Annotated in this window: 16 protein-coding genes; all 16 read right to left on the bottom strand. The window is 30.7% G+C overall.

Annotated features, from left to right (window positions below; genetic code table 11):
• Nucleotides 1-73 precede the first annotated feature (73 nt).
• Nucleotides 74-1,669 carry a phosphoenolpyruvate carboxykinase (ATP) gene (pckA, locus tag AB8B23_RS00080; RefSeq protein ID WP_369712931.1) on the bottom strand — a complete coding sequence of 532 codons (1,596 nt, stop codon included), beginning with the start codon at nucleotides 1,667-1,669 and terminating at the stop codon, nucleotides 74-76.
• 565 nt (nucleotides 1,670-2,234) lie between these two features.
• The gene (locus AB8B23_RS00075; protein WP_369712930.1) at nucleotides 2,235-3,641 is read right to left on the bottom strand and encodes an MATE family efflux transporter; all 1,407 of its coding nucleotides are present in this window, start codon (nucleotides 3,639-3,641) and stop codon (nucleotides 2,235-2,237) included.
• 306 nt (nucleotides 3,642-3,947) lie between these two features.
• Nucleotides 3,948-4,886 carry a siderophore ABC transporter substrate-binding protein gene (locus AB8B23_RS00070; protein WP_369712928.1) on the bottom strand — a complete coding sequence of 313 codons (939 nt, stop codon included), beginning with the start codon at nucleotides 4,884-4,886 and terminating at the stop codon, nucleotides 3,948-3,950.
• Between the two features lie 32 nt (nucleotides 4,887-4,918).
• Entirely contained in the window at nucleotides 4,919-5,674 is a 756-nt protein-coding gene (locus AB8B23_RS00065; RefSeq protein ID WP_369712927.1) for an ABC transporter ATP-binding protein, read from the bottom strand.
• Nucleotides 5,675-5,724: 50 nt separating this feature from the next.
• Entirely contained in the window at nucleotides 5,725-6,696 is a 972-nt protein-coding gene (locus AB8B23_RS00060) for an iron chelate uptake ABC transporter family permease subunit (protein ID WP_369712926.1), read from the bottom strand.
• On the bottom strand, nucleotides 6,686-7,663 hold the full coding sequence (locus tag AB8B23_RS00055; RefSeq protein ID WP_012806142.1) for an ABC transporter permease: 978 nt from the start codon (nucleotides 7,661-7,663) through the stop codon (nucleotides 6,686-6,688). Before AB8B23_RS00055 ends, AB8B23_RS00060 begins: the two co-directional genes overlap by 11 nt.
• A gap of 7 nt (nucleotides 7,664-7,670) precedes the next feature.
• Nucleotides 7,671-8,528: an EamA family transporter gene (locus tag AB8B23_RS00050; RefSeq protein WP_369712925.1), complete on the bottom strand. Its 858-nt coding sequence runs from the start codon at nucleotides 8,526-8,528 to the stop codon at nucleotides 7,671-7,673.
• A gap of 221 nt (nucleotides 8,529-8,749) precedes the next feature.
• Complete coding sequence (mnmG, locus tag AB8B23_RS00045; RefSeq protein WP_369712924.1) at nucleotides 8,750-10,642, bottom strand: tRNA uridine-5-carboxymethylaminomethyl(34) synthesis enzyme MnmG; 1,893 nt, start codon at nucleotides 10,640-10,642, stop codon at nucleotides 8,750-8,752.
• A gap of 742 nt (nucleotides 10,643-11,384) precedes the next feature.
• Nucleotides 11,385-12,281: a hypothetical protein gene (locus AB8B23_RS00040; RefSeq protein ID WP_369712923.1), complete on the bottom strand. Its 897-nt coding sequence runs from the start codon at nucleotides 12,279-12,281 to the stop codon at nucleotides 11,385-11,387.
• An 18-nt stretch (nucleotides 12,282-12,299) separates the two neighbouring features.
• A complete protein-coding gene (locus AB8B23_RS00035; RefSeq protein ID WP_369712922.1) occupies nucleotides 12,300-13,346 on the bottom strand; it encodes a tetratricopeptide repeat protein in 1,047 nt (348 codons plus the stop codon).
• Nucleotides 13,347-13,393: 47 nt separating this feature from the next.
• Nucleotides 13,394-13,636 carry a hypothetical protein gene (locus AB8B23_RS00030; RefSeq protein WP_369712921.1) on the bottom strand — a complete coding sequence of 81 codons (243 nt, stop codon included), beginning with the start codon at nucleotides 13,634-13,636 and terminating at the stop codon, nucleotides 13,394-13,396.
• A gap of 140 nt (nucleotides 13,637-13,776) precedes the next feature.
• Nucleotides 13,777-14,820 (bottom strand): DciA family protein, encoded by a 1,044-nt coding sequence (locus tag AB8B23_RS00025; RefSeq protein WP_369712920.1) that lies wholly within the window; start codon nucleotides 14,818-14,820, stop codon nucleotides 13,777-13,779.
• 14 nt (nucleotides 14,821-14,834) lie between these two features.
• A complete protein-coding gene (gene recF / locus AB8B23_RS00020; protein ID WP_369712919.1) occupies nucleotides 14,835-15,923 on the bottom strand; it encodes a DNA replication/repair protein RecF in 1,089 nt (362 codons plus the stop codon).
• A gap of 27 nt (nucleotides 15,924-15,950) precedes the next feature.
• Nucleotides 15,951-17,588 (bottom strand): AAA family ATPase, encoded by a 1,638-nt coding sequence (locus tag AB8B23_RS00015; protein ID WP_369712918.1) that lies wholly within the window; start codon nucleotides 17,586-17,588, stop codon nucleotides 15,951-15,953.
• Nucleotides 17,589-17,660: 72 nt separating this feature from the next.
• Nucleotides 17,661-17,897, bottom strand: coding sequence for a S4 domain-containing protein YaaA (gene yaaA / locus AB8B23_RS00010; protein WP_369712917.1), 237 nt, complete (start codon nucleotides 17,895-17,897; stop codon nucleotides 17,661-17,663).
• Between the two features lie 661 nt (nucleotides 17,898-18,558).
• Entirely contained in the window at nucleotides 18,559-19,911 is a 1,353-nt protein-coding gene (gene dnaA / locus AB8B23_RS00005; protein ID WP_369712916.1) for a chromosomal replication initiator protein DnaA, read from the bottom strand.

Here is a 19,911-nt window from a genome sequence, read left to right as displayed (position 1 = left end):
TTTTAAAATCTAAATGAAAATTAAATAATTAATATTCGTTGTTTGAACATTACCGAACTGTCTATCGCTGTATTTATTCAAAACGTGATGGCCCTGCATTTACAATATGTTCTGGCATATTAGGATATTTTGTTGCAAAATTTTCTCTAAACATTTTTGCCAGTTTTCTTGCAGCTGCTCCATATGCTTCTTTATTTGCCCAAGTGTCTACTGGATTTAAAAGTTCACTTGGAACATTTGGACAATATTGTGGAATTTCTAGATTGAAAATATCATCATGTCTGTATTCAACTTCATCCAGTTCTCCATTTAACGCTGCAGTTACCATTGCTCTTGTGTATTTTAAGTTCATACGGTTTCCAACACCGTAAGGTCCGCCAGACCATCCTGTATTTATTAAAAATACCTTTGTATTGTGAAGTTCTATTTTTTTACCTAGCATTTCTGCATAAACTAACGGATCTAATGGCATAAACGGTTCTCCGAAGCAAGTTGAGAATGTAGGCTGCGGTTCTGTAATTCCACGTTCTGTTCCAGCAAGCTTAGAAGTAAATCCTGTCACAAAATGGTAAATTGCTGCATCTTTTGAAAGTCTTGAAACAGGCGGTAAAACTCCAAATGCATCTGCTGTCAGAAATATTACAACGCTTGGAATCCCTCCAATCCCTGGAATTTGTGCATTTTTTATATGATTAATCGGGTAGCCAACTCTCGTATTTTCTGTCAAGCTCTTGTCATAAAAGTCAAATTCACGTGTTTTTGGATTCATTACAACATTTTCCACAAGGCTTCCAAATTTTATTGCATTGTAAATATCAGGCTCATGTTCTGGATCAAGATTTATACATTTAGCATAGCATCCTCCCTCAAAGTTGAAAATGCTGTGATCAGACCATCCGTGTTCATCATCTCCAATTAACTTACGGTTAGGATCTGTTGAAAGTGTAGTCTTCCCAGTTCCAGAAAGTCCAAAGAATACCGCAGTATGTCCAGTTCTTGGATCCATATTAGCAGAACAGTGCATAGGAAGTACATCAATTTCTGGCATTACAAAGTTCATTATTGAAAATACGCTTTTCTTAATTTCTCCAGAATACTCTGTTCCACAAATAATACCGACTCTTGCTTCGTAATCAATAATTATTGCAGCCGAAGAGTTTATACCGTCAATTTTGGCATTACATTTAAATCCTGGTGCTGCAATTATTGTAAAGTCAGAATGCCCATAATCCTTTAGCTCTTCTTCTGTTGGACGGATTAAAAGCTGATGTATAAATAAATTTTGGCTAGCACGTTCATTTATTATTCTAAATTTTCGTCTGCAAGTTGGATCTGCTCCTGCCATTCCATCAAATATGAAAATTTCACGATTTTGCAAATATGCAATCAGCTTGTTATAAATAGAATCAAATTTTTCTTTTTCAATAGACTTATTTACATTTCCCCAGGCAATTCTATCATGAATACCAGCGGTATCAACAATATATTTGTCTTTAGGTGAACGCCCTGTATATTTCCCTGTTGTTACAACTAAAGCTCCTGTTTCAGACAGTGTACCTTCCTTACGACTTAATGCATGCTCAATAAGTTCAGAAGGCGTTAAATTCCTGTAGATTTTTGCCACATTTACAATTCCTAATTTCTCAAGATCCTTTGTCAATTTTTTCATATTGCTTCCTCCATATTTCAGAAAATTTTAGTAATATTTTTATCATAAATTATAATATTAATTGCGACATTTTTCCAAGATTCTTTTATAAAAAACAAAAAATCCCTACTATAGCAGTAGGGAAATACAAAATAATATTAGTTTTAAATATTTAAATTTTGAATTTATCGGGATAATATTAAAATTTTAACAATATTTTCTAAAACAATTTCAATAAAGCTAAAAATATATCAAAAAATTACAATTTATAGCTTATATTTTTTAAAAATATACAACAAATATTGAATTTGTCATACATGACTTTTATTATTTTACTATATAATTGTCTCAAATTGTATTCAACATTATTTTCTCCCTACATTAATATTATCCCACATTTTTCCTAAAAGTCAATAATTTTTATAAATTTTTAATTAAAAGATTATTCTACGAAAGATTAAATTTGTTATAAAGATAAAATATAATTGAATCTTTTTTTATCATAAAATTCTGTTTAAATATAACAATTACAATTTTAGGTTATACTTTAAAAAAGTGTTATAATATTCTTCAAGAAGTCAATAAATTATAAAGTATCCTCATCCAATTTAGGAATTTTTTTCATTTCTTTTTTCAAAATAACCACCGATACAATAAATGCTATCAAGTCTGCTATTGGAAATGCGAACATAATTCCATCAACTCCCATAAAGTACGGTAAAATTATAAGTAGCGGCAATAATGATATAATTTGTCTTACAAGCGATAGAACAGCCCCTTGGAATGCCCTTCCAATTGATGTTAAGAACAATGTAATTGCAGCTTGAATACCGTTTAGGAATATGAAAAATAAAAATACTTTCATATATTTTGTCCCGTATTTAAAGTAAAGTTCACTTCCACTTCCAAATACAGAAATTATCTGTACAGGAAAAATTTGGAATATCGCAAATGCTACTATTGAAATAACAAAAGCGGCTTTTAATGTCAAATTTAATATTTCACGGACTCTCGTATATTTCCTTGCCCCATAGTTGTATCCTGCAATAGGCTGTGCTCCCTGAGTCAGTCCCAATACAATCGCTATAAATATAACATTTATTTTCATAACAATTCCAGCAACAGCAATTGGAATTTCACTTCCATAAATGGATTTTGCCCCATATATCTTTAGCAGATTATTTGTTACAATTTGTATAATTAAAGCAGAACATTGAAAAATAAAAGGCGATGTCCCCAATGCAAATAAAATCCCTATTTCTCGTATTCTTATCTTAAAATCCCTTAACTCAAATTTTACGCTTTTAAATCTGAAAAAATACAAAGCTAGCATAATTGCTGATACAAACTGCCCAATTACAGTTGCCCAAGCCGCACCATCCATTCCCATATCAAATCCAAACATAAATAACGGATCTAATATAGTATTTACAAGCGATCCAATAACTATCGCAAGCATCGAATAAAAGGCATTTCCATCAGCTCTTACCAAAGGGTTTGCCCCTATTGAAAATAATAAAAATGGTATCCCTAAAGATGTAATCCGAGTATATTCAATAGCATAGTCAAAAATCTGATTTGTCGCACCAAATGCTGTTAACATAGGCTTTAAAAAGATATTAATCAATATGCATAATATAATCCCGCCTAAAAGAAGCATTGTTACTGCCGTTCCTGCTACACTTTTTGCTCTTTTTGGACGTTTTCTCCCTAATTCTAGATTAAAGTTCGTAGCCGCCCCAACTCCCGTCATAAGTCCAATCGCAAGACAAATTGTTGTAAGCGGAAAAGCCACATTTGTAGCCGCATTTCCCAAAAATCCAATTTTCTGCCCAATAAAAATCTGGTCTACAATATTATAAAGTGCATTTACAAGATTGGCAATAATTGCTGGCACTGCAAGTGAAACTAGCAATTTTGGGATTGATTCTGTACCAAATCTCATTTTTTTGTTATCTGCTAAGGTGTTTTTTTCTTTTATACTTTCTTCCATTTCTCTCCTCTTCCTTTAATTTGAACTATATTTACAAAGTTTTGAATTTTTTAAATATTTTTATCAAATTATATTTTATTTTTTCAAAACTGTCTTAACAAAATTTTACTAGTTCGTTTCAAAATTATGTATGTTTTATTATACTATATGAAAAATTATATTTCAAATTTTTTGAAAACAAAAAATATGCCATTAACTTATATCCAAAGATATAGGTATTCTGACATATATTTGTATCCTCTCTAAAGCAAACTGATTCAAATTAGATAAAACTAGTGTTCATAATTTTGAAATTTTATTTTTCTGTTATTTTGTAATAGCTGTCTTTATTTCTTCAACTTGCTTTTGAATTGTAGCAAGTCCTCCTGATACAAGATACCAGTTTTCGGCATCTAAAGCTACCACCTTATTATTTTTTCCAGCATTAGTTTTCGCAACTAATTCATTTTTCAGTACATCTCCACCATTTTTGCTTCCTCCTGCAATTTTAGTTCTGTCAACATAAAATATTATGTCAGGATTCTTTTCAGCAATGTATTCGTAGTTTATTTCCTGTCCATGTGTAGAAGCCTTTATACTGTCATCAATATTTTTTAATCCTAAATCCGTGAAAATAAATCCAAATCTTGAATTTGCACCAAAAGCACTTATTTTCCCATCATTTGTCAAAGTAACTAGTGCTTTTTTGTTGTAATTTTTTGCTATATTTTTTATATCATTTATTTCAGAATTAATTTTTGCTATCTGTTCGTCAGCTTCTTTTTCTTTTCCAAAAATACTTGCTATTTTTTTAGCATTTTCGTTTGAACTTGAAATAAAGTTTTTTGTATCAGTTTCTAAAAATATAGTTGGGGCTATTTTACTTAGTTCATCGTAAAATTTAGTCTGTCTTCCGCTTATTATTATCAAATCTGGCTTAAATTCACTTATTTTTTCCAAATTTGGCTCTTTTACGTCTCCAGCGTCAACTGCACCTTGTGCATACTGTTTCAATCCTTCTGGCACATTTGAAGCGGGTAGTGCCAATTCAGGCTTTACTCCTAAAGTTCCTATCACATCTAGTGCCGCATAATCAAATACAGCAACTTTTTTAGGATTTTCAGGCACTTTTACATCGCCTTTCACAGTGGAAATAGTCAGCTGTTTTCCATTTCCAGCCTTTTCATTTCCAGATTTTGAACATCCCACAATGAATATAATGCTTAATGCTATTAAAACCAAAATTTTTCCTGTTTTTTTAATCATAATATATACCTCCATTTTTTATTTTATATAATTTAATAATACAAACAGAATTTTCTGTTTTCTATTTCATAAATTGGTATCTCCATTCCGTATATGTCCTTTAGGACTTCATTTTTCATAATTTCTTCTGTATTCCCGTGTCTAATCATTTTCCCATCTTTAAGTGCCACAATGTAGTCTGAATAGCTTGCAACAAAGTTAATATCATGTATTACTACTATAATTGTTTTCCCTCTTTCATCTACAAGATTTCTCAAAATTTTCATTATTTGTACCGAATGTTTCATATCCAGATTGTTTAAAGGTTCATCTAAAAAGATATATTCTGTATCCTGAGCAATAACCATCGCAATATATGCCATCTGCCTTTGACCCCCGCTCAGTTCATCAATAAACCTGTTTTCCAAATTTTTCAGTCCCATATATTTTATAGCCTGCTCTACTTTTTCTTCATCTTCTAAAGTAAGTTTGCCTTTTGAATAAGGATACCTTCCAAAACTAACCAGTTCCTTTACAGTCAGCCTTATATTCAGATGATTTGACTGCTTCAAAATTGAAAGCACTTTTGCAAGTTCCTCTGTCCTCCATTCTTCTAAATTTTTATTTTCTATAACCACATTTCCTGAATCTCTTGACAATGTTCTTATTATTATGGAAAGAAGTGTACTTTTACCAGCACCGTTGCTTCCAATAAAAGATATTATTTTTTTCTTTGGCAATTCTAGACTTACATCCGATAGTATTTCCTTTTCGCCGTATTTTTTAAATATATTATCAACTTTTATCATAACCATACTCCCTTGCAATATTTTCAAATTCATTTAAAATCAACCAGTTTTTAAGCCTGGTTTCTTGTAATAAGGTAAATAAAGTAAATTCCGCCAATAAAATCTATTATTACATTTATTGTCGCCGAAAAATTCAATAATCTTTCAACCATGAACAGGCTATAGATTAATGCTATATTTCCTATAAGAAAAGCGATTATTATCATTATTCTGTGTTTATAGCCTTTTACAACTTCCCGTGCCAGACTTGCCACTAAAAGTCCTAAAAATGTTACAGGACCCACAAGCACAGTTGACACCGATATTAACACTGAAATCACAATCATCTGTTTTCTTATCAGCCTTTTACAATTAATTCCCAAATTAATAGCATGATCTTCTCCAAGTGATAAAACATTCAGCCTTTTCAAATCAGGTATTATTGATATTATGCAAAAAATTATCAAAACAAGGCATATTCCAACCAGTTTTATATTAATTGCGCTGAAACTTGCAAACATTTTCCCTTGTAATACAAGAAATTCATTAGGGTCTAGCATCATCTGCATAAAATTGGAAAGACCATTGAAAAATCCACCAAATATTATTCCAATCAAAACTAGAAAATATATATTTTTCATTTTTCCGTTAAAGAGAAATACATATAATAGAAGAGAAGCTCCCACCATTATAATTCCCGAAATAAAAAATTGAAATGTGTCAGTCATCATAGCAAGCTGTCTACTTCCAAAAAAATACACGACAACAGTCTGAATAAACATATAAAGCGAATCCAACCCCATAATTCCCGGCGTTAAAATCCTGTTACCAGTTATCGTTTGAAACACTATCGAAGAATATCCAATTGAAAAACTTACAATCGCAATCGCAAGAACCTTTAAAGCCCGCCTTGGTAAATTAAAGCTCATATTGTCAAAAGTTAATCCAAATAATATGAATAACAACATCCCTAAAAGAGAGAGTGCCATTAAAATTAGTATTTTTTTAACTTGACTACTTTCACTTAAATTTTTAATTGGCATATTTATACCTCCTAAAAATAAGAATCAAGAATATCAAACTTCCAACAATGCTCATAATAACACTTATAGACACTTCATAAGGATACATCACAATTCTTCCTGCAATATCACAGATTAATACGAATAATGCTCCTAAAATTGCCGTATCTGGAAGAGATTTTTTCATGTTATCCCCCTTATAAATACTCACAATATTTGGAATAATCAGCCCTACATAAGGAATTGTCCCTATTGTAACGACAATGGAAGCTGTTATTACCGACACTATTATCAGCCCTATAAATGTAATTTTTTCACGATTTAGCCCTAAATTAGCCGAAAAATCCTTTCCTATTCCTACAATCGTAAACTTATCCGTGTAAATATATGCCAGCACCAAAAACGGAATTCCAATATAAATCAATTCATACCTTCCTTTTACAACTAAAGCAAAATTCCCTTGCATCCACGAGCCTATATTCTGAATTAAGTCAAATTTATAAGCCACAAAGCCTGTAATTGAATTTACTACATTTCCAAGCATTATCCCAATTAATGGTATCATTACAACATTTTTTATTTTCATTTTGCTCAAAACCTTCATAAAAAGCATAGTTCCAAAAAGTGCAAATATAAAAGCAACTGTCATTTTTAAAAGAGTTGACTTATCTCCCAAAAATATAAGGGAAATCATTATCCCAAACTTTGCCCAGTCCATAGTTCCTATTGTCGAGGGAGATACAAATTTATTGCTACTTATCGTCTGAACAATTATTCCCGCTATTCCAAGGCTTGCTCCTGTAACAAGGATACTGACTAGTCTAGGAATTCTGCTTATTATAAGAAGTTGTGTCTCTTTTCCCAAAAGTAAGTTTTCAAGAGTAAATTTCTGGACTCCTGTCAATAATGAAACAATTGAAAGTATTACTAAAATTATTATTAAAAAAATAATATTTTTATTATTTCCTTTTATTTTTGTCACCTCCATAATTTCTCTAAATCAAAAGAATTAAAGTTCCAACTGTAATTCCTATCAATCCTGCAAATGATTTAATATTCAACTTTTCCTTAAATGCAACATACGAAAATGCCACAGTAAACAAAATGCTCAATTTATCAATAGCAACTACAACGCTAGCTTGTCCATCCTGCAATGCCCGATACATTGTAAGCCATGATAATCCTGTTGTAATTCCCGATAAAACCAAGAATATAAATGTTTTTTTATCTATATTCTTTACTTCTATTTGCTTTTTCGCTGTAAAAACTACAATCCAGGCCATTACAAGTACAACAACCGACCTTATTGCTGTTCCATAATTTGACTCTATTCCAGTAATTCCAACTTTTCCCAGTATTGAAGTAAGAGCAGCAAATACTGCTGATAAGATAGCATAAAATAACCATGATTTTTTACCAGTATTTTCATAACTAGTATTTTCTTTTTTTTCTATCATAAGATATGTTCCTGTACCAATCATCAAAATACCTACGATTTTTATTACCGTTAACGCTTCTCTTAAAAATAAAAATGCTAAAATCATTGTTAATACTGTACTCGATTTATCAATTGGAGCAACTTTATTCACATCTCCAACCTGAAGTGCCTTAAAATAGCATAGCCACGATAACCCTGTCGAAATTCCTGAAAGGATAAGAAAAGTTAAGGATTTTAATGTTAGCTCACTTTCATAACCTTTAGTCATAAAAGCCATAAAACCTGCAAATATTACAATTATTACTGTCCTTATAGCTGTTGCAACATTCGAATCAACATTTTTTACTCCTATTTTTGCCAAAATTGCCGTCAATCCTGCAAATATAGCCGAAGCAAATGCAAATACAATCCACATTTCTATGTCTCCTTTTTCCCTTTAACTCTGAATATATCTTACTCCCAAAATTTGACAAAATTATGACATTTTTACAAAAAAAGAAGCAGAATCCCAAAATTCTACTTCCAAACACAATAATCCATTTCACTGAATTTACAAATTAATAAACTCTATTCTCATCCTTATCTTTACAATACACAGTTTCAATAAAATTATAGTCAATCCTCTTAAAAATTTTATCAATTCTTCAAAATCGCAATTAAAAGCGAAATATCATTATAAGTAACTCCACTAATTCTGCTAGCCTGCCCAATCGTTTCAGGCTGTCCATATATAAGCCCAGAAATAGCGATATTGCTAAGTCCTTTTACGCTTTCATAGTCAAAATCCTTTGGAATTATCATTTTTTCCAGTTTTTTAAATTTCTCAATCTGTGCCTTTTCCCTTTCAATAAATACGTTATATTTCGCATTTATTTCCACTTGCTCCTTCGCTAAATCCGACAATTTCACAGTTTCCACAAATTCACTTAAATTATTATAGTTAATTTCTTTTCTCGCAAGAAATTCAAAAGCTGAAACAGGGCTGTTCATGCTATTTTTACTAGTTTTTTCAATTTCCGTACTTTCAGATTGATTTTGTTTTTCTACAATTTCAAGTAATTTTTCATTATTTTCCTTAGTCGGATAAACCGTAATTCCTTTCAATCTTTCAACTTCATTTTCAATTTCCTGACACGTATTTTCAAGTTCGGTTAATTTTTCAGCATTTAATAACCCAATTTCCTTCGATTTTTCCAAAAGTCTTATAAAAATGTTGTCTTGACGCAAAGTCAGTCTGTATTCAGCTCTTGAAGGCAGTACACGATAAGGCTCTGGTGTTTTTTTATTTATTATATCGTCTATCAAAACACCGATATATCCCTCACTTCTGTCAATCACAATTTCCTTTTTTCCTAAAATTTTTCTCGCAGCATTCACTCCCGCCATAAATCCTTGACAGGCTGCTTCTTCATATCCACTCGTTCCATTAATCGTTCCCGCTGTGTAAAGTCCATCCAGAACTTTTGTTTCAAGAGTTAATTTTAATTGATACGCAGGTACAAAGTTATATTCCACAGCATACCCATAACGCACAATTTTGGCATTTTCTAGCCCACTGATTGTCTTTAACATTGCTTCCTGTGCAAATGGAGGCATTGCTGTCGTAAATCCGTTTATGTAGATTTCATCTGATTCTACAGATTCCTGCTCCAGAAATATCTGATGATTTGTCTTTTCTGGAAAATTCATAATCTTTCTGTCAAGGGAAGGGCAGTGCCGTGGACCTTTCGTACTTACAATTCCTGTAACAATTGGTGAATATTTAAGCATTTCCTGTCCCACTCTTATTGTTTCAGGTGTGGTGAATGTAAGCCAAGTTGGTAAAGTCGAATTATATTCTTTTTTTGTTTCGTAAGAAAAATATCGTGGCTTATCTTCTCCCTTTAATTCTTCCATTTTAGAAAAATCGATTGAAGATTTGGCAATTCTCGGAGGAGTGGCAGTCTGGTATCTATCCAGCTCAAAGCCATATTCCACTAGTCTATCAGGCAAATCTACACTCGCAGGCTCTCCTTGCCGCCCTGACGAATATTTTACATCTCCCATTACATATTCTCCGCCTAAGAACGTTCCAGTACATAGAACAACAGCCTTTGCCCCATATTTTATCCCAAGATTGTCTTCAACTCCCATAACCTTTTTATTTTCTACAATCAAATCTACAACAATTCCCTGCACTAAATCGAGATTTTCCTGCTTTTCGATAATCTCCCTCATCTTAACCCTGTACCAGTATTTATCGGCTTGAGCCCGTGTAATCCGAGACGCTAATCCCTTTGTATGATTCAAGTTCTTTAACTGCAAATTGTAATTGTCAATATGCCTTGCCATTTCTCCGCCAAGCATTCCAAGTTCCGACACCAGATGGCTTTTTCCAGGACCTCCAACCGATGGATTGCACGACATCATTGCAATATTGTCAAGATATATCGTAAACAACGCTGTTTTCAGTCCATGTCTTGCCGCTGCAAGAGCAGCTTCCACCCCAGCATGCCCCGCTCCAACAACAATTATGTCATAATTTTTCATTTTTTAAATTTTCCTTTCAACTTATTATTTTTTTGCTAAACTTATTTAAATTCTAATTCTAAAAGGCTTTTTTATAATCTTAAATTTTTATTTATTAATTTTATTAGTAATTTTTTCCCTTTTATATTTCTTAAATCTTTTTTAACGTAAGGGCATCAGACGCCATGCCCTTTTTCGCAATAACAGTTACTTTAACATATTTAACTGACTACTACTTAGAGATAATAGCGAAACGTTCTACGAACCACCCCACTTTACCCAAAACTTTATTATGAAGAAAAAATAAAACTCGATTTTGAATTAAGTTTATTTTAATACAAATAACTTTATATAATTTAAAATTCTCTCCAAAATCTCAAACAGTTATTTTTTCTTTAACGAAATTTTGCTTGATATTTGAATCTATTATAATTAAACTAAAATTGTCGTGATTTTTTTGGAATGAAATTGACTGTCTGAGCTTTTTCAAACTCTTCAAATTTTAATTAGTTTAAAGAGTTGATAATAACTTTTGTTAAAAAGCGAGTTTCAATTTTATTTCAAAAAAATACTTAGACGAGCCGGGTTTGCAAAGGGGATGGCGACTGTTCCCCTTTGCTTTATAAAAATAGAAAAAACATAAAAATGAAATAAAAAATAATTATAAAAAAATATATCTGTAATAAAAAATCATTTATAAAAATACTTTGTGATAAAAACTTTAAAGATAAAATCTTTTACTTTTTAAAATTATTAAATAAATTCACTTCTTCTTTTTAAAAACATTCCTTACTGGACGAGTAATATCCTTAAAATACACATAACTTTTGTGTTTTCTAATATAATACCTCAAATATCTAAAAACCAGCTCTTCCCTCTGTTTGCAGTACTTCGCATATTCGTTTGCAAAAATTCTAGCTATTTTTTCATCTTCCATCATTCTTGAAACATTTTTCATTCTTTTATCCAGATTCAGTTTTACTCCAAATTTCATTCTATTTAAGTCAACCAGATAAAACTCGTAATTTCCACTTTTGTCCTTAATCAGTACATTTCCTGGTGAATAATCTTCAAATTCCACACCGTTTTCATGCAAGTCAAACGAAAATTTTGCAAATTGTCTTATGATTTTTTCACGATTTTTTTCTACTTTTGCAAGCATTCTTTCGGTTTCTTCGCTTATCTTGTAGTTTTCTCCCTGCTCAGCCTTGTCCCGCTCAATATCCTCAGGCCAGAAAACTTCCCGACAGGTAAAATCATATTTTAATTCCTCACTTATATAATAACTGTTCTTTTTATTATTTTTATTTACAAAGTCATCAAAATATGCGATTGGCTCTGGCGTCTTTATTTTATATTCTAATAATTTTTTTGCATATTCATAAGAACGCTTTGCTTTTGAGCCTTTAAACCTGTAGAAAAAGTTTGTAATAAAATCTTTTTGTTTAAATTTTTTTATATTTATCATCTTTTTGGTTTCAAGGTTTTCACTCTTATTATTTTGTTTTTCCAAATTATTTTTAATATCTATTTCAAATTTTTTTATTTCATTTCTTCCTGGCTCTACAACATATTCTCCGCTTTTATCAAAATTTTTCAGTACATTTATCAATATTTTCTCATCATATTTTTTGTTAACTTCATAATTTTTTTCTTCCATTTAAAATCCTCATAATTTCTAAATTTTTTCGCTTTTATTTTTTTCAAGCCTTTTCTCATTTTTCCTTTCAAATTTTCTCTTATTTTTCTTTAATCTTTTTTTCAATTCCTTCAAAAACTCTTTGTCTTCTACCAATTTATCCATCTTGTCAACATACTCAAGTGCTTCATCATATTTATTCTGCAATTCCAGCACGTATGCTAAATTCATATAATGACGAGAATTTTCAGGTTCTAAAATAATCATCTTATTACAAACCTTCTGTGCATTTTCATAATCTTCCGTTTTCACAAAAAATCTTCCCTGCAAATTTAGCATTTTTATTCTTGAAAGCCCTTTATTCTCATTCGTCGCATTTTCATAATTTAAAAGCAGAAGTTTTATTTCCTCAAACTCCTCCGCTCTAAACAATATCTCAAAATAATCTTCAAATATATAATCTTCCACATTTTCACAATTTATAGCGATATTATAATATTTTACAACTCCTTTTATATTATTTGAATACGCCATTGTGTCGCCCATCCGTGCGTAAAGTGAAAATTCCTCCACCTCGTTAAATTTTGCATTTAAAAGTCTTGTATATTCATAAATTGCCTCATCGTATTTGCCCATCATTGTAAGGCAGTCGCCTTTCTCAATATATGCTTCTGAACTTTCAGGCTCCATTTCTATTGCCTTGTCAATATTTTCTATCGCCTTTCTATAATACTTTAATAAAGCGTAGGACATTCCCATATTCAGATACACAAAATAATTTTTTTCTATTTCCAGAAATTTTTTATAAAGTGAAATCGCCTTTTTCAATCGTCCAAGCGACTGATAGACAAATCCCAACGTAAAAAGCGTATCCCTGCTATCAGGATACTTTTTCTGCAATTTTTCAGCATATTCTTTCGCCTGTTCAAACATTCCAAAGTCTGAATAAATCTTAGAAAGTGTCATAAGCGCCGAATAGTTACTCTCATCAATTTCAAGTACCGACTTCAAATACATAAGTGCATCCTCATACTTATAATTTTCCATTGATTTATCCGCTTCTTTTAATAATTCTTCTATATACATCTTTTCTCCATTTATATTTTAACTTTTCTAAAATCAACTGATAAAAACTAATTATTAATCATATTTACCATTTCTATAAATTCAGATGACTTCATATCATACGGATTTGGCATAATGTCATCCGTTATCATCAGCCATCCTGCATTTTTTTGTCGAGAAAGCCTTACAATCTCAGCATATTCCTTAGTAGTCGCTACTATGCACAATATGCCAGATATGTTTTGCATTTGACTGATTATTTTCAAAACTAGATTTTGGTTTTTCAAATTTGTTAATATATGTATTTGCACTTACCTCACTTGTCACAAAAATATCTAAAATTTTAAAGTTCTGTTTTTTTTAATAATACTATTTTTATCCAAGTTATATTATTTTAACATATTTTGATGAATAATTGTAATTTTTTAACAAAATAAAAAATAGTATAAAATCAATATCTCCTGTTATTCTCAAGCCTAAATTTCATATCCTTTCTTAACCTTCTCAAAGCCCACTTTCTCTCAACCTTAAAAACTTCCTCATTATCGCTCCCAATTTTATAGTCTACATAATTTTTTATAAATCTTTCCACATCTTCCCTTGACTCACTCCGAATTTCAAATTCATAATCTTCATTTAAAGAAATTTCCCTGTTTTTTTCAAGGCAGTAATAAAGCATATCGTTGTAAGTCTGCTGTGCCAAGATGTCTCTTGCCTTATAATATGTAGATTTGTCAGTATTTGTCATTCGGACTGCCTGTTTTTCAGAAATATACGGTTTATTTCTTATTAAATCAGCCATTTTCTGAAATTTTCGATTTTTTTCATTCATTCTACACTCAAAGCACATTTTCTCGCTGTTTTCCTGCAAAAATAAAATTTTACAGTTTTCGCACTCAATATATCCATTATTTTTTAGGTATTTTTCTCTTTTTTTCAGTTTTATTGCAATTTTTTCCAGCCTTCTGGCAATATCTTCATACTTTTTATCAATTTTGTCAATATTTTCATGAATTTCCTTAACTTCTTCAGGCAAAAGCACAATATCCCTTACTTTTTCTACAATTTTATTTTCAGAATCAATATTTCTATTTTTTTCCCTGCCATTTCCTCTTAAAATTTCTCCAGTTCGAATTGTCCCTCTATTTTCCTCATTTTCAATAAGTTCATCCAGCAAATCTCGCTTTATTTTGTAATTTATCTTCGAAAATTCAATACTTTCCAAAAATTTCCCATTCAAAAATGTGTTTACTTTTTTCTTTATATTTTCCGCATATATTATCGTCGTATGGTAAATAACACCATCATTGATAACCACAACAAGATTTCCATTAAATAGACTTTTCGGATAAGTTTTCTCACCAATTGGCCCACTCACAATCTGCTTCCAATTTTTCTTGATTTTCCACAAAATATATTTTTCATTTTTCAAAAGCGAACTTCTTTTCTCAATTGCTTCCAGTGCCAAATTCTTTAAATCCTTAATTCCTTCCATTTTTCAGCCCCTTTTTACTCATTAATAATCTTCCCCTTTTCCACAATAAATTTTTTCCCCTCTATTCCCAAATCCTCTGTCGAAGTTACAAAACATTGGATTTTTTTATTTACAAAATAACTTAAAATACTTTTTTTTCTCACTTCATCAAAATATGAAGCAATGTCATCCATCAGAAATATCGGATATTCCTTTTTTTCCTTTATTAAAATATCAATTTCTGAAATTTTTAGCGAGAATATTATAGATTTCTTCTCCCCTTGTGAAGAATATGCCTTTGCATTTTTCCCATTCAGCTCAAAGATAAAGTCATCTTTTTGAGGACCGAGCAGGCTGTATCCAAGAAATTTTTCCCTTTCACTTTTCCTTTTACATAGCACTTCAAATTTTTCCTTTAGCTCTTCTCTAGTCTTCTTTTCCACATCCCCAAGAAAACAGTCGTATTTCAATTTTAATTCTGAATTTTCATCAAATAATTTACGATAATTCAAGTTTAATAAAATTGATATTTTTTTTATAAATTCCTGCCGATTTAAAACAATATTTAGCCCTTCCTCTATAAATTTTTCGTTATAGATCTTATAAATTTCCTCGCCAGTCTTTTTTTCCTTTATAAGCTTGTTCCGCACCTTCAATATTTTCTCAAAATTCACAATCGACTGTAAATACTCTTTTTTTGCCTGCGAAATCTCATAATTAAAAAAGTTTCTCCTAACACCAGGATTCCCAATAATCAGTTCAATATCCTCAGGAATAAATGAAATAATGTTAAGTAACCCCACATAGTTTATATATTTATCTTTTTCCCTATCAATATAAAAATCTTTCTTATCCTCATTCACATCAATAGCAATAGCATTTTCCGATAAATCTTTATTTTTATATTTCCCAAATACAATCAGCCTGTTCAAATTATACTTGAGAATCTCTTTCACTTTCTTAGTCCTAAAGCTTTTCCCAGTAGCCAAAAAATGAACAGCCTCAATAAGCGATGTCTTCCCCTGTCCATTTTTCCCATATATTAAATTAAAATACCTGTCAAACTTCAACTTCCCATCCGCAAGGCAACGAAAGTTATTAAAACTAATCTGATCCAAATACATCGCTATTTCTTCCCTTTCACACTATAACTATCTGTAACTGACTTTTACCACTTTTCCACAAAAAGCAACCCCAACAAAAGTAACATCCTTAATACCTCTATCTCTTAACCCAATATCATACTTCTTCTCTATTATCTGCTCTATCGCCTCTTCCGAAACTTTCTCCAAATCATCTTCATTTTTCACAACTTTAAACTCCAGAACAAACCCTCTATTATTCTTATTCTTTGGCTCAATTACAACATCATATCTTCCAAGGCCACTTTCTTCATTAGATTTTACATAATAATGATTATCCAGATAAAACATCATTCCTAAGACTAATCCATGATAAAAGTCTTCATTTTTAGTATCCATAAAACTTGTTGATTTTAATAAAATATTTTGTAAATATTTTTGAAAAATATCAAATTTAAGGTTTTTAAGCCCTTCCATAGCTTTTCTAAACATACTTTCCCCAAAATTTACATCAATAAATTTCTTCCTAAAAAACTCCCTTACCTCCCTATTAGGCAGTCTCAAGGAATACACATCCTCATAGTCTTCCCCAATTTTTTCATCAATAGTTAAATATCCGCTAAATAAAAGAAGTTCCCAAATTTCCTCTTGCCCCAATAAACTAGATAAATCGGAATTACCACTGATATTTTCTTCAACAGTTTCTCCATTAAAAAGAGCTTCCAAAGTTTCCATAATTTCAGAATCTGTATTTTTCAAAATCTGATTAATCAAGAAATTCCCAGAAGTATCAATCCAGTAAGGAGCTAACTTCCCATCTTTTAAGAAATTTAAAATGCTCCAAGGGTTATATACTTCGGAATTTCCAAATTTATAGCCATTATACCATAACTTGACATCAGAAAGTTTGTATTCAATATCAAAATCTTTAAGTGCCTTTTCAACTTCCTCACCATTAAATCCAAAAAAATCAGGATACTGTCTATCTAAAATAGAATAAACTCGTAAATTATTCAAGTCAGAAAATATTCCAGCCTTAATAACCCTTATAATCCCAGTCATAACTCCCATTTTTAAATACTGGTTAGTTTTCAGCGCTTCTCCGTAAAATACTTTAAAAAATGCGATGGCATCGCTATAATAATGATGTTCATAAGCAGAAATCAAAGGACTGTCGTATTCATCAATTAATAAGATAACTTCTTTTTTATACTTCTGAAATAATATTCTAGTTAAAAACAGCAAGGCATTTTTTAACTCAGAAAAATCTGTATTGCCCAGTAAATACTTCTTAAATCTAGGCAAGTCATATTCATCCAAATCCTCTAAAAGATACTTGTACTCAGAAAACAATTCTAAAACTAACAGTCTAATTTCCTGTATCGCTTCCTCCCAAGTTTTTGCCTTTATACTTTTCAATGAAATAAAAATCACTGGATATTGCCCCTGTTCAGACATATATTCAGACTTTTCAACATCGAGTCCATTAAATAACTTTCTATTTTCTTCTTTATTTTCAACATTAAAAAAATATTTTAACATCGACATATTAAGCGTTTTCCCAAATCTTCTTGGACGTGTGAATAACTTTATTTTTGATTTATCCTCTAAAATTTCCTCTATCCATTTTGTTTTGTCAATGTAGTAACAATTCTCTTTTATTACTTCACTAAAATCTTCTATTCCAATTCCTATACCTTTTTTCATAACAATCTCCCCTTAAATTCTCTACAGCCTAATTTCACTATTATTTATCTTTTTATTAAATCAGCAAACTATTTAATGTTTTGATCTTATAACAACTTTCTCCCCAGCAAACTCCACAACATCTCCATCATAAATTTTTTTCCCACGTCTAGTTTCCACAGTATCATTTACTTTCACTTCTCCATTCAAAATAAACATTTTTGCTTCCACTCCAGAACCTGTAAAATTTGCCCACTTCAAAAGCTGATCTAATTTTATAAATTCAGTATTTATAACAACTTCTTCAATTTCATTATCTATATTTTCCATTAATTTCCCTCCATAATTTATCTTCATATTTTGTTTAGTAAATTTGCACTAATATTAAAATCAACCATTAACCAAACTAATCATTAATTTCCCTGTGAAAAACTTCATTTATCCGTGGAAAACCTTTCCCATAAATATTTCCACATCTTCTCCACAATTGCAATATATTCTTATTTTTAGCAATTTTTTTGTAAATTTTTTTCCACATAGAATTGTGAAGTTAATTTTTACTTATGTGGAGAAAATTTATATGTTTTTATTTTTATTCTTTTATTATAATTATTATTTAATTTGAAACTAATAATTTTTAAGTTATCCACAAATGTGGAAAATTTTGTTTATTTTTGTGGATATTATGATTTTAGTTTTACACATTAAAATTTTAGTTTTACACAAAATTTCTTTTAACATAATATTTTTAATCATTTTTTTCCACAATTTTTGTGGAAAAATTTTCAACATATAGTGGAAATTGATTTTTCTTTTTCCACATTACAATTTTACAATTTATTTTATTAAATATAATTTAATTTTTTTACTAAAATTTTTTTATAAAAACAATCTATGTAGAAAACTTTTTCAACTGTGGATAATTTTTAAAATATTATCATTTTTTCGCCACAAAATTTTCAACATTCTTTCCACATTTTCCACAATTTTTTTAAGTTCTGAAAATCTTCTTGTTTAAAGCCTCAATTTCTTTTTTGAACACAACATCTTCCTTCGTTTTTTTATCAATTTTTCTAATGCTGCTTATAACCGTGCTGTGATCTTTTCCTCCAAAAAGCCCCCCTACTGCTGTTAGGCTTAAATCCAGCTCATCATTATTCTTTAACAGATACATTGCAATTTGTCTTGTTTCCACTATTTTCTTCTGACGTTTTTTGGATTTCATGTCAGTTACGCTGACACCATATTGTGTAGAAATCATTTCTATTACTTTTTTGGCTGTTACTTTTGACTGTTCTCTTTTTACGTTGTGCATAAGCATTTCCTGAACCAGTTCCAATGTTATCTCCTCATCTAGAAGTTTTGCACGGGCATTTAAGTTTGTAAGCGTTCCTTCCAGTTCTCTTACGTTTGTATCAAGAGAATCTGAAATATATTCTAAAATGCTGTCGTCTATTTCGATTCCCTGTGCTTTTGCCATGTTTTTCAAAATCATCATACGAGTTTCATATCCTGGACTTTGGATTTCCACTGTTAGGCCTGACAAAAATCTTGATTCGAGACGTTTTGACAGATTTTTTATTTCCTTTGGCGATTTATCACTTATCATTATTATCTGTTTTCCCAGTTCCTGCAACTTGTTAAATGTGTGGAAAAATTCTTCTTCCACAGTCCCTTCTCCACGTCCAAACACCTTTTCAAAAAATTGTATATCATCTAGAAGAAGTACATCTAAAGCACGGAATGTATCACGAAAATGCTGAATTCTTCCGCTGTTCAAAACTTTAAAAAACTCATTTGCAAATTCTTCAGAAGTAGAGTAATAAACACGCTTACTTGGGTCATTTTCTAAAATTGCATTTCCTACAGCCTGCATAAGATGGGTTTTTCCAAGCCCTGAACTTCCAAAAATAAAAAGAGGGTTATAAACCGTTGGATTTTTTACAACTGCTAGACAGGCATTATATGCAAGCTTACTGTTTTCACCAACAACAAAATTATCAAGCCTGTGTTTCGGATTTAGTCCTGTGTGAACAAGTGAAGCTTTTTCCATTGTTTCTTTTGGAAAACTGTGAGTTTCAGGCTTATATGACATTACATCCTGTTTTTTTATCTCAAAGTTTATCGTAACTTCTTCATCTGTCACAATTTCTATAATTTCTTCCATCTGGCTTTTATATTTTTCCATATTTTCCTTTATTAGCTTCGAATTACAAGTAAGAGTAAAGACACTCTCTTCAAGTTTAGTTGCCTCCACATTTTCAAAAAACAGCTCAAATTCCCCTTCATTAACTCTTTTTTTCATAATTTTCTTAATTTTTTCCCACAATTTCACAACATCCAT

The organism is Leptotrichia sp. HSP-342 (genome assembly GCF_041199995.1).
GTDB lineage: Bacteria > Fusobacteriota > Fusobacteriia > Fusobacteriales > Leptotrichiaceae > Leptotrichia > Leptotrichia mesophila.
The sequence above is the reverse complement of the archived record's forward strand: the minus strand, read 5'-3'. Positions and strand labels throughout refer to the sequence as shown.

What these genes read in the sequence shown, in the direction of transcription:
- pckA (WP_369712931.1), bottom strand. Translation starts at nt 1,669, where the DNA reads ATGAAAAAATTGACAAAGGATCTTGAGAAATTAGGAATTGTAAATGTG.
- AB8B23_RS00075 (WP_369712930.1), bottom strand. Translation starts at nt 3,641, where the DNA reads ATGGAAGAAAGTATAAAAGAAAAAAACACCTTAGCAGATAACAAAAAA.
- AB8B23_RS00070 (WP_369712928.1), bottom strand. Translation starts at nt 4,886, where the DNA reads ATGATTAAAAAAACAGGAAAAATTTTGGTTTTAATAGCATTAAGCATT.
- AB8B23_RS00065 (WP_369712927.1), bottom strand. Translation starts at nt 5,674, where the DNA reads ATGATAAAAGTTGATAATATATTTAAAAAATACGGCGAAAAGGAAATA.
- AB8B23_RS00060 (WP_369712926.1), bottom strand. Translation starts at nt 6,696, where the DNA reads ATGCCAATTAAAAATTTAAGTGAAAGTAGTCAAGTTAAAAAAATACTA.
- AB8B23_RS00055 (WP_012806142.1), bottom strand. Translation starts at nt 7,663, where the DNA reads ATGGAGGTGACAAAAATAAAAGGAAATAATAAAAATATTATTTTTTTA.
- AB8B23_RS00050 (WP_369712925.1), bottom strand. Translation starts at nt 8,528, where the DNA reads ATGTGGATTGTATTTGCATTTGCTTCGGCTATATTTGCAGGATTGACG.
- mnmG (WP_369712924.1), bottom strand. Translation starts at nt 10,642, where the DNA reads ATGAAAAATTATGACATAATTGTTGTTGGAGCGGGGCATGCTGGGGTG.
- AB8B23_RS00040 (WP_369712923.1), bottom strand. Translation starts at nt 12,281, where the DNA reads ATGGAAGAAAAAAATTATGAAGTTAACAAAAAATATGATGAGAAAATA.
- AB8B23_RS00035 (WP_369712922.1), bottom strand. Translation starts at nt 13,346, where the DNA reads ATGTATATAGAAGAATTATTAAAAGAAGCGGATAAATCAATGGAAAAT.
- AB8B23_RS00025 (WP_369712920.1), bottom strand. Translation starts at nt 14,820, where the DNA reads ATGGAAGGAATTAAGGATTTAAAGAATTTGGCACTGGAAGCAATTGAG.
- recF (WP_369712919.1), bottom strand. Translation starts at nt 15,923, where the DNA reads ATGTATTTGGATCAGATTAGTTTTAATAACTTTCGTTGCCTTGCGGAT.
- AB8B23_RS00015 (WP_369712918.1), bottom strand. Translation starts at nt 17,588, where the DNA reads ATGAAAAAAGGTATAGGAATTGGAATAGAAGATTTTAGTGAAGTAATA.
- yaaA (WP_369712917.1), bottom strand. Translation starts at nt 17,897, where the DNA reads ATGGAAAATATAGATAATGAAATTGAAGAAGTTGTTATAAATACTGAA.
- dnaA (WP_369712916.1), bottom strand. Translation starts at nt 19,911, where the DNA reads ATGGATGTTGTGAAATTGTGGGAAAAAATTAAGAAAATTATGAAAAAA.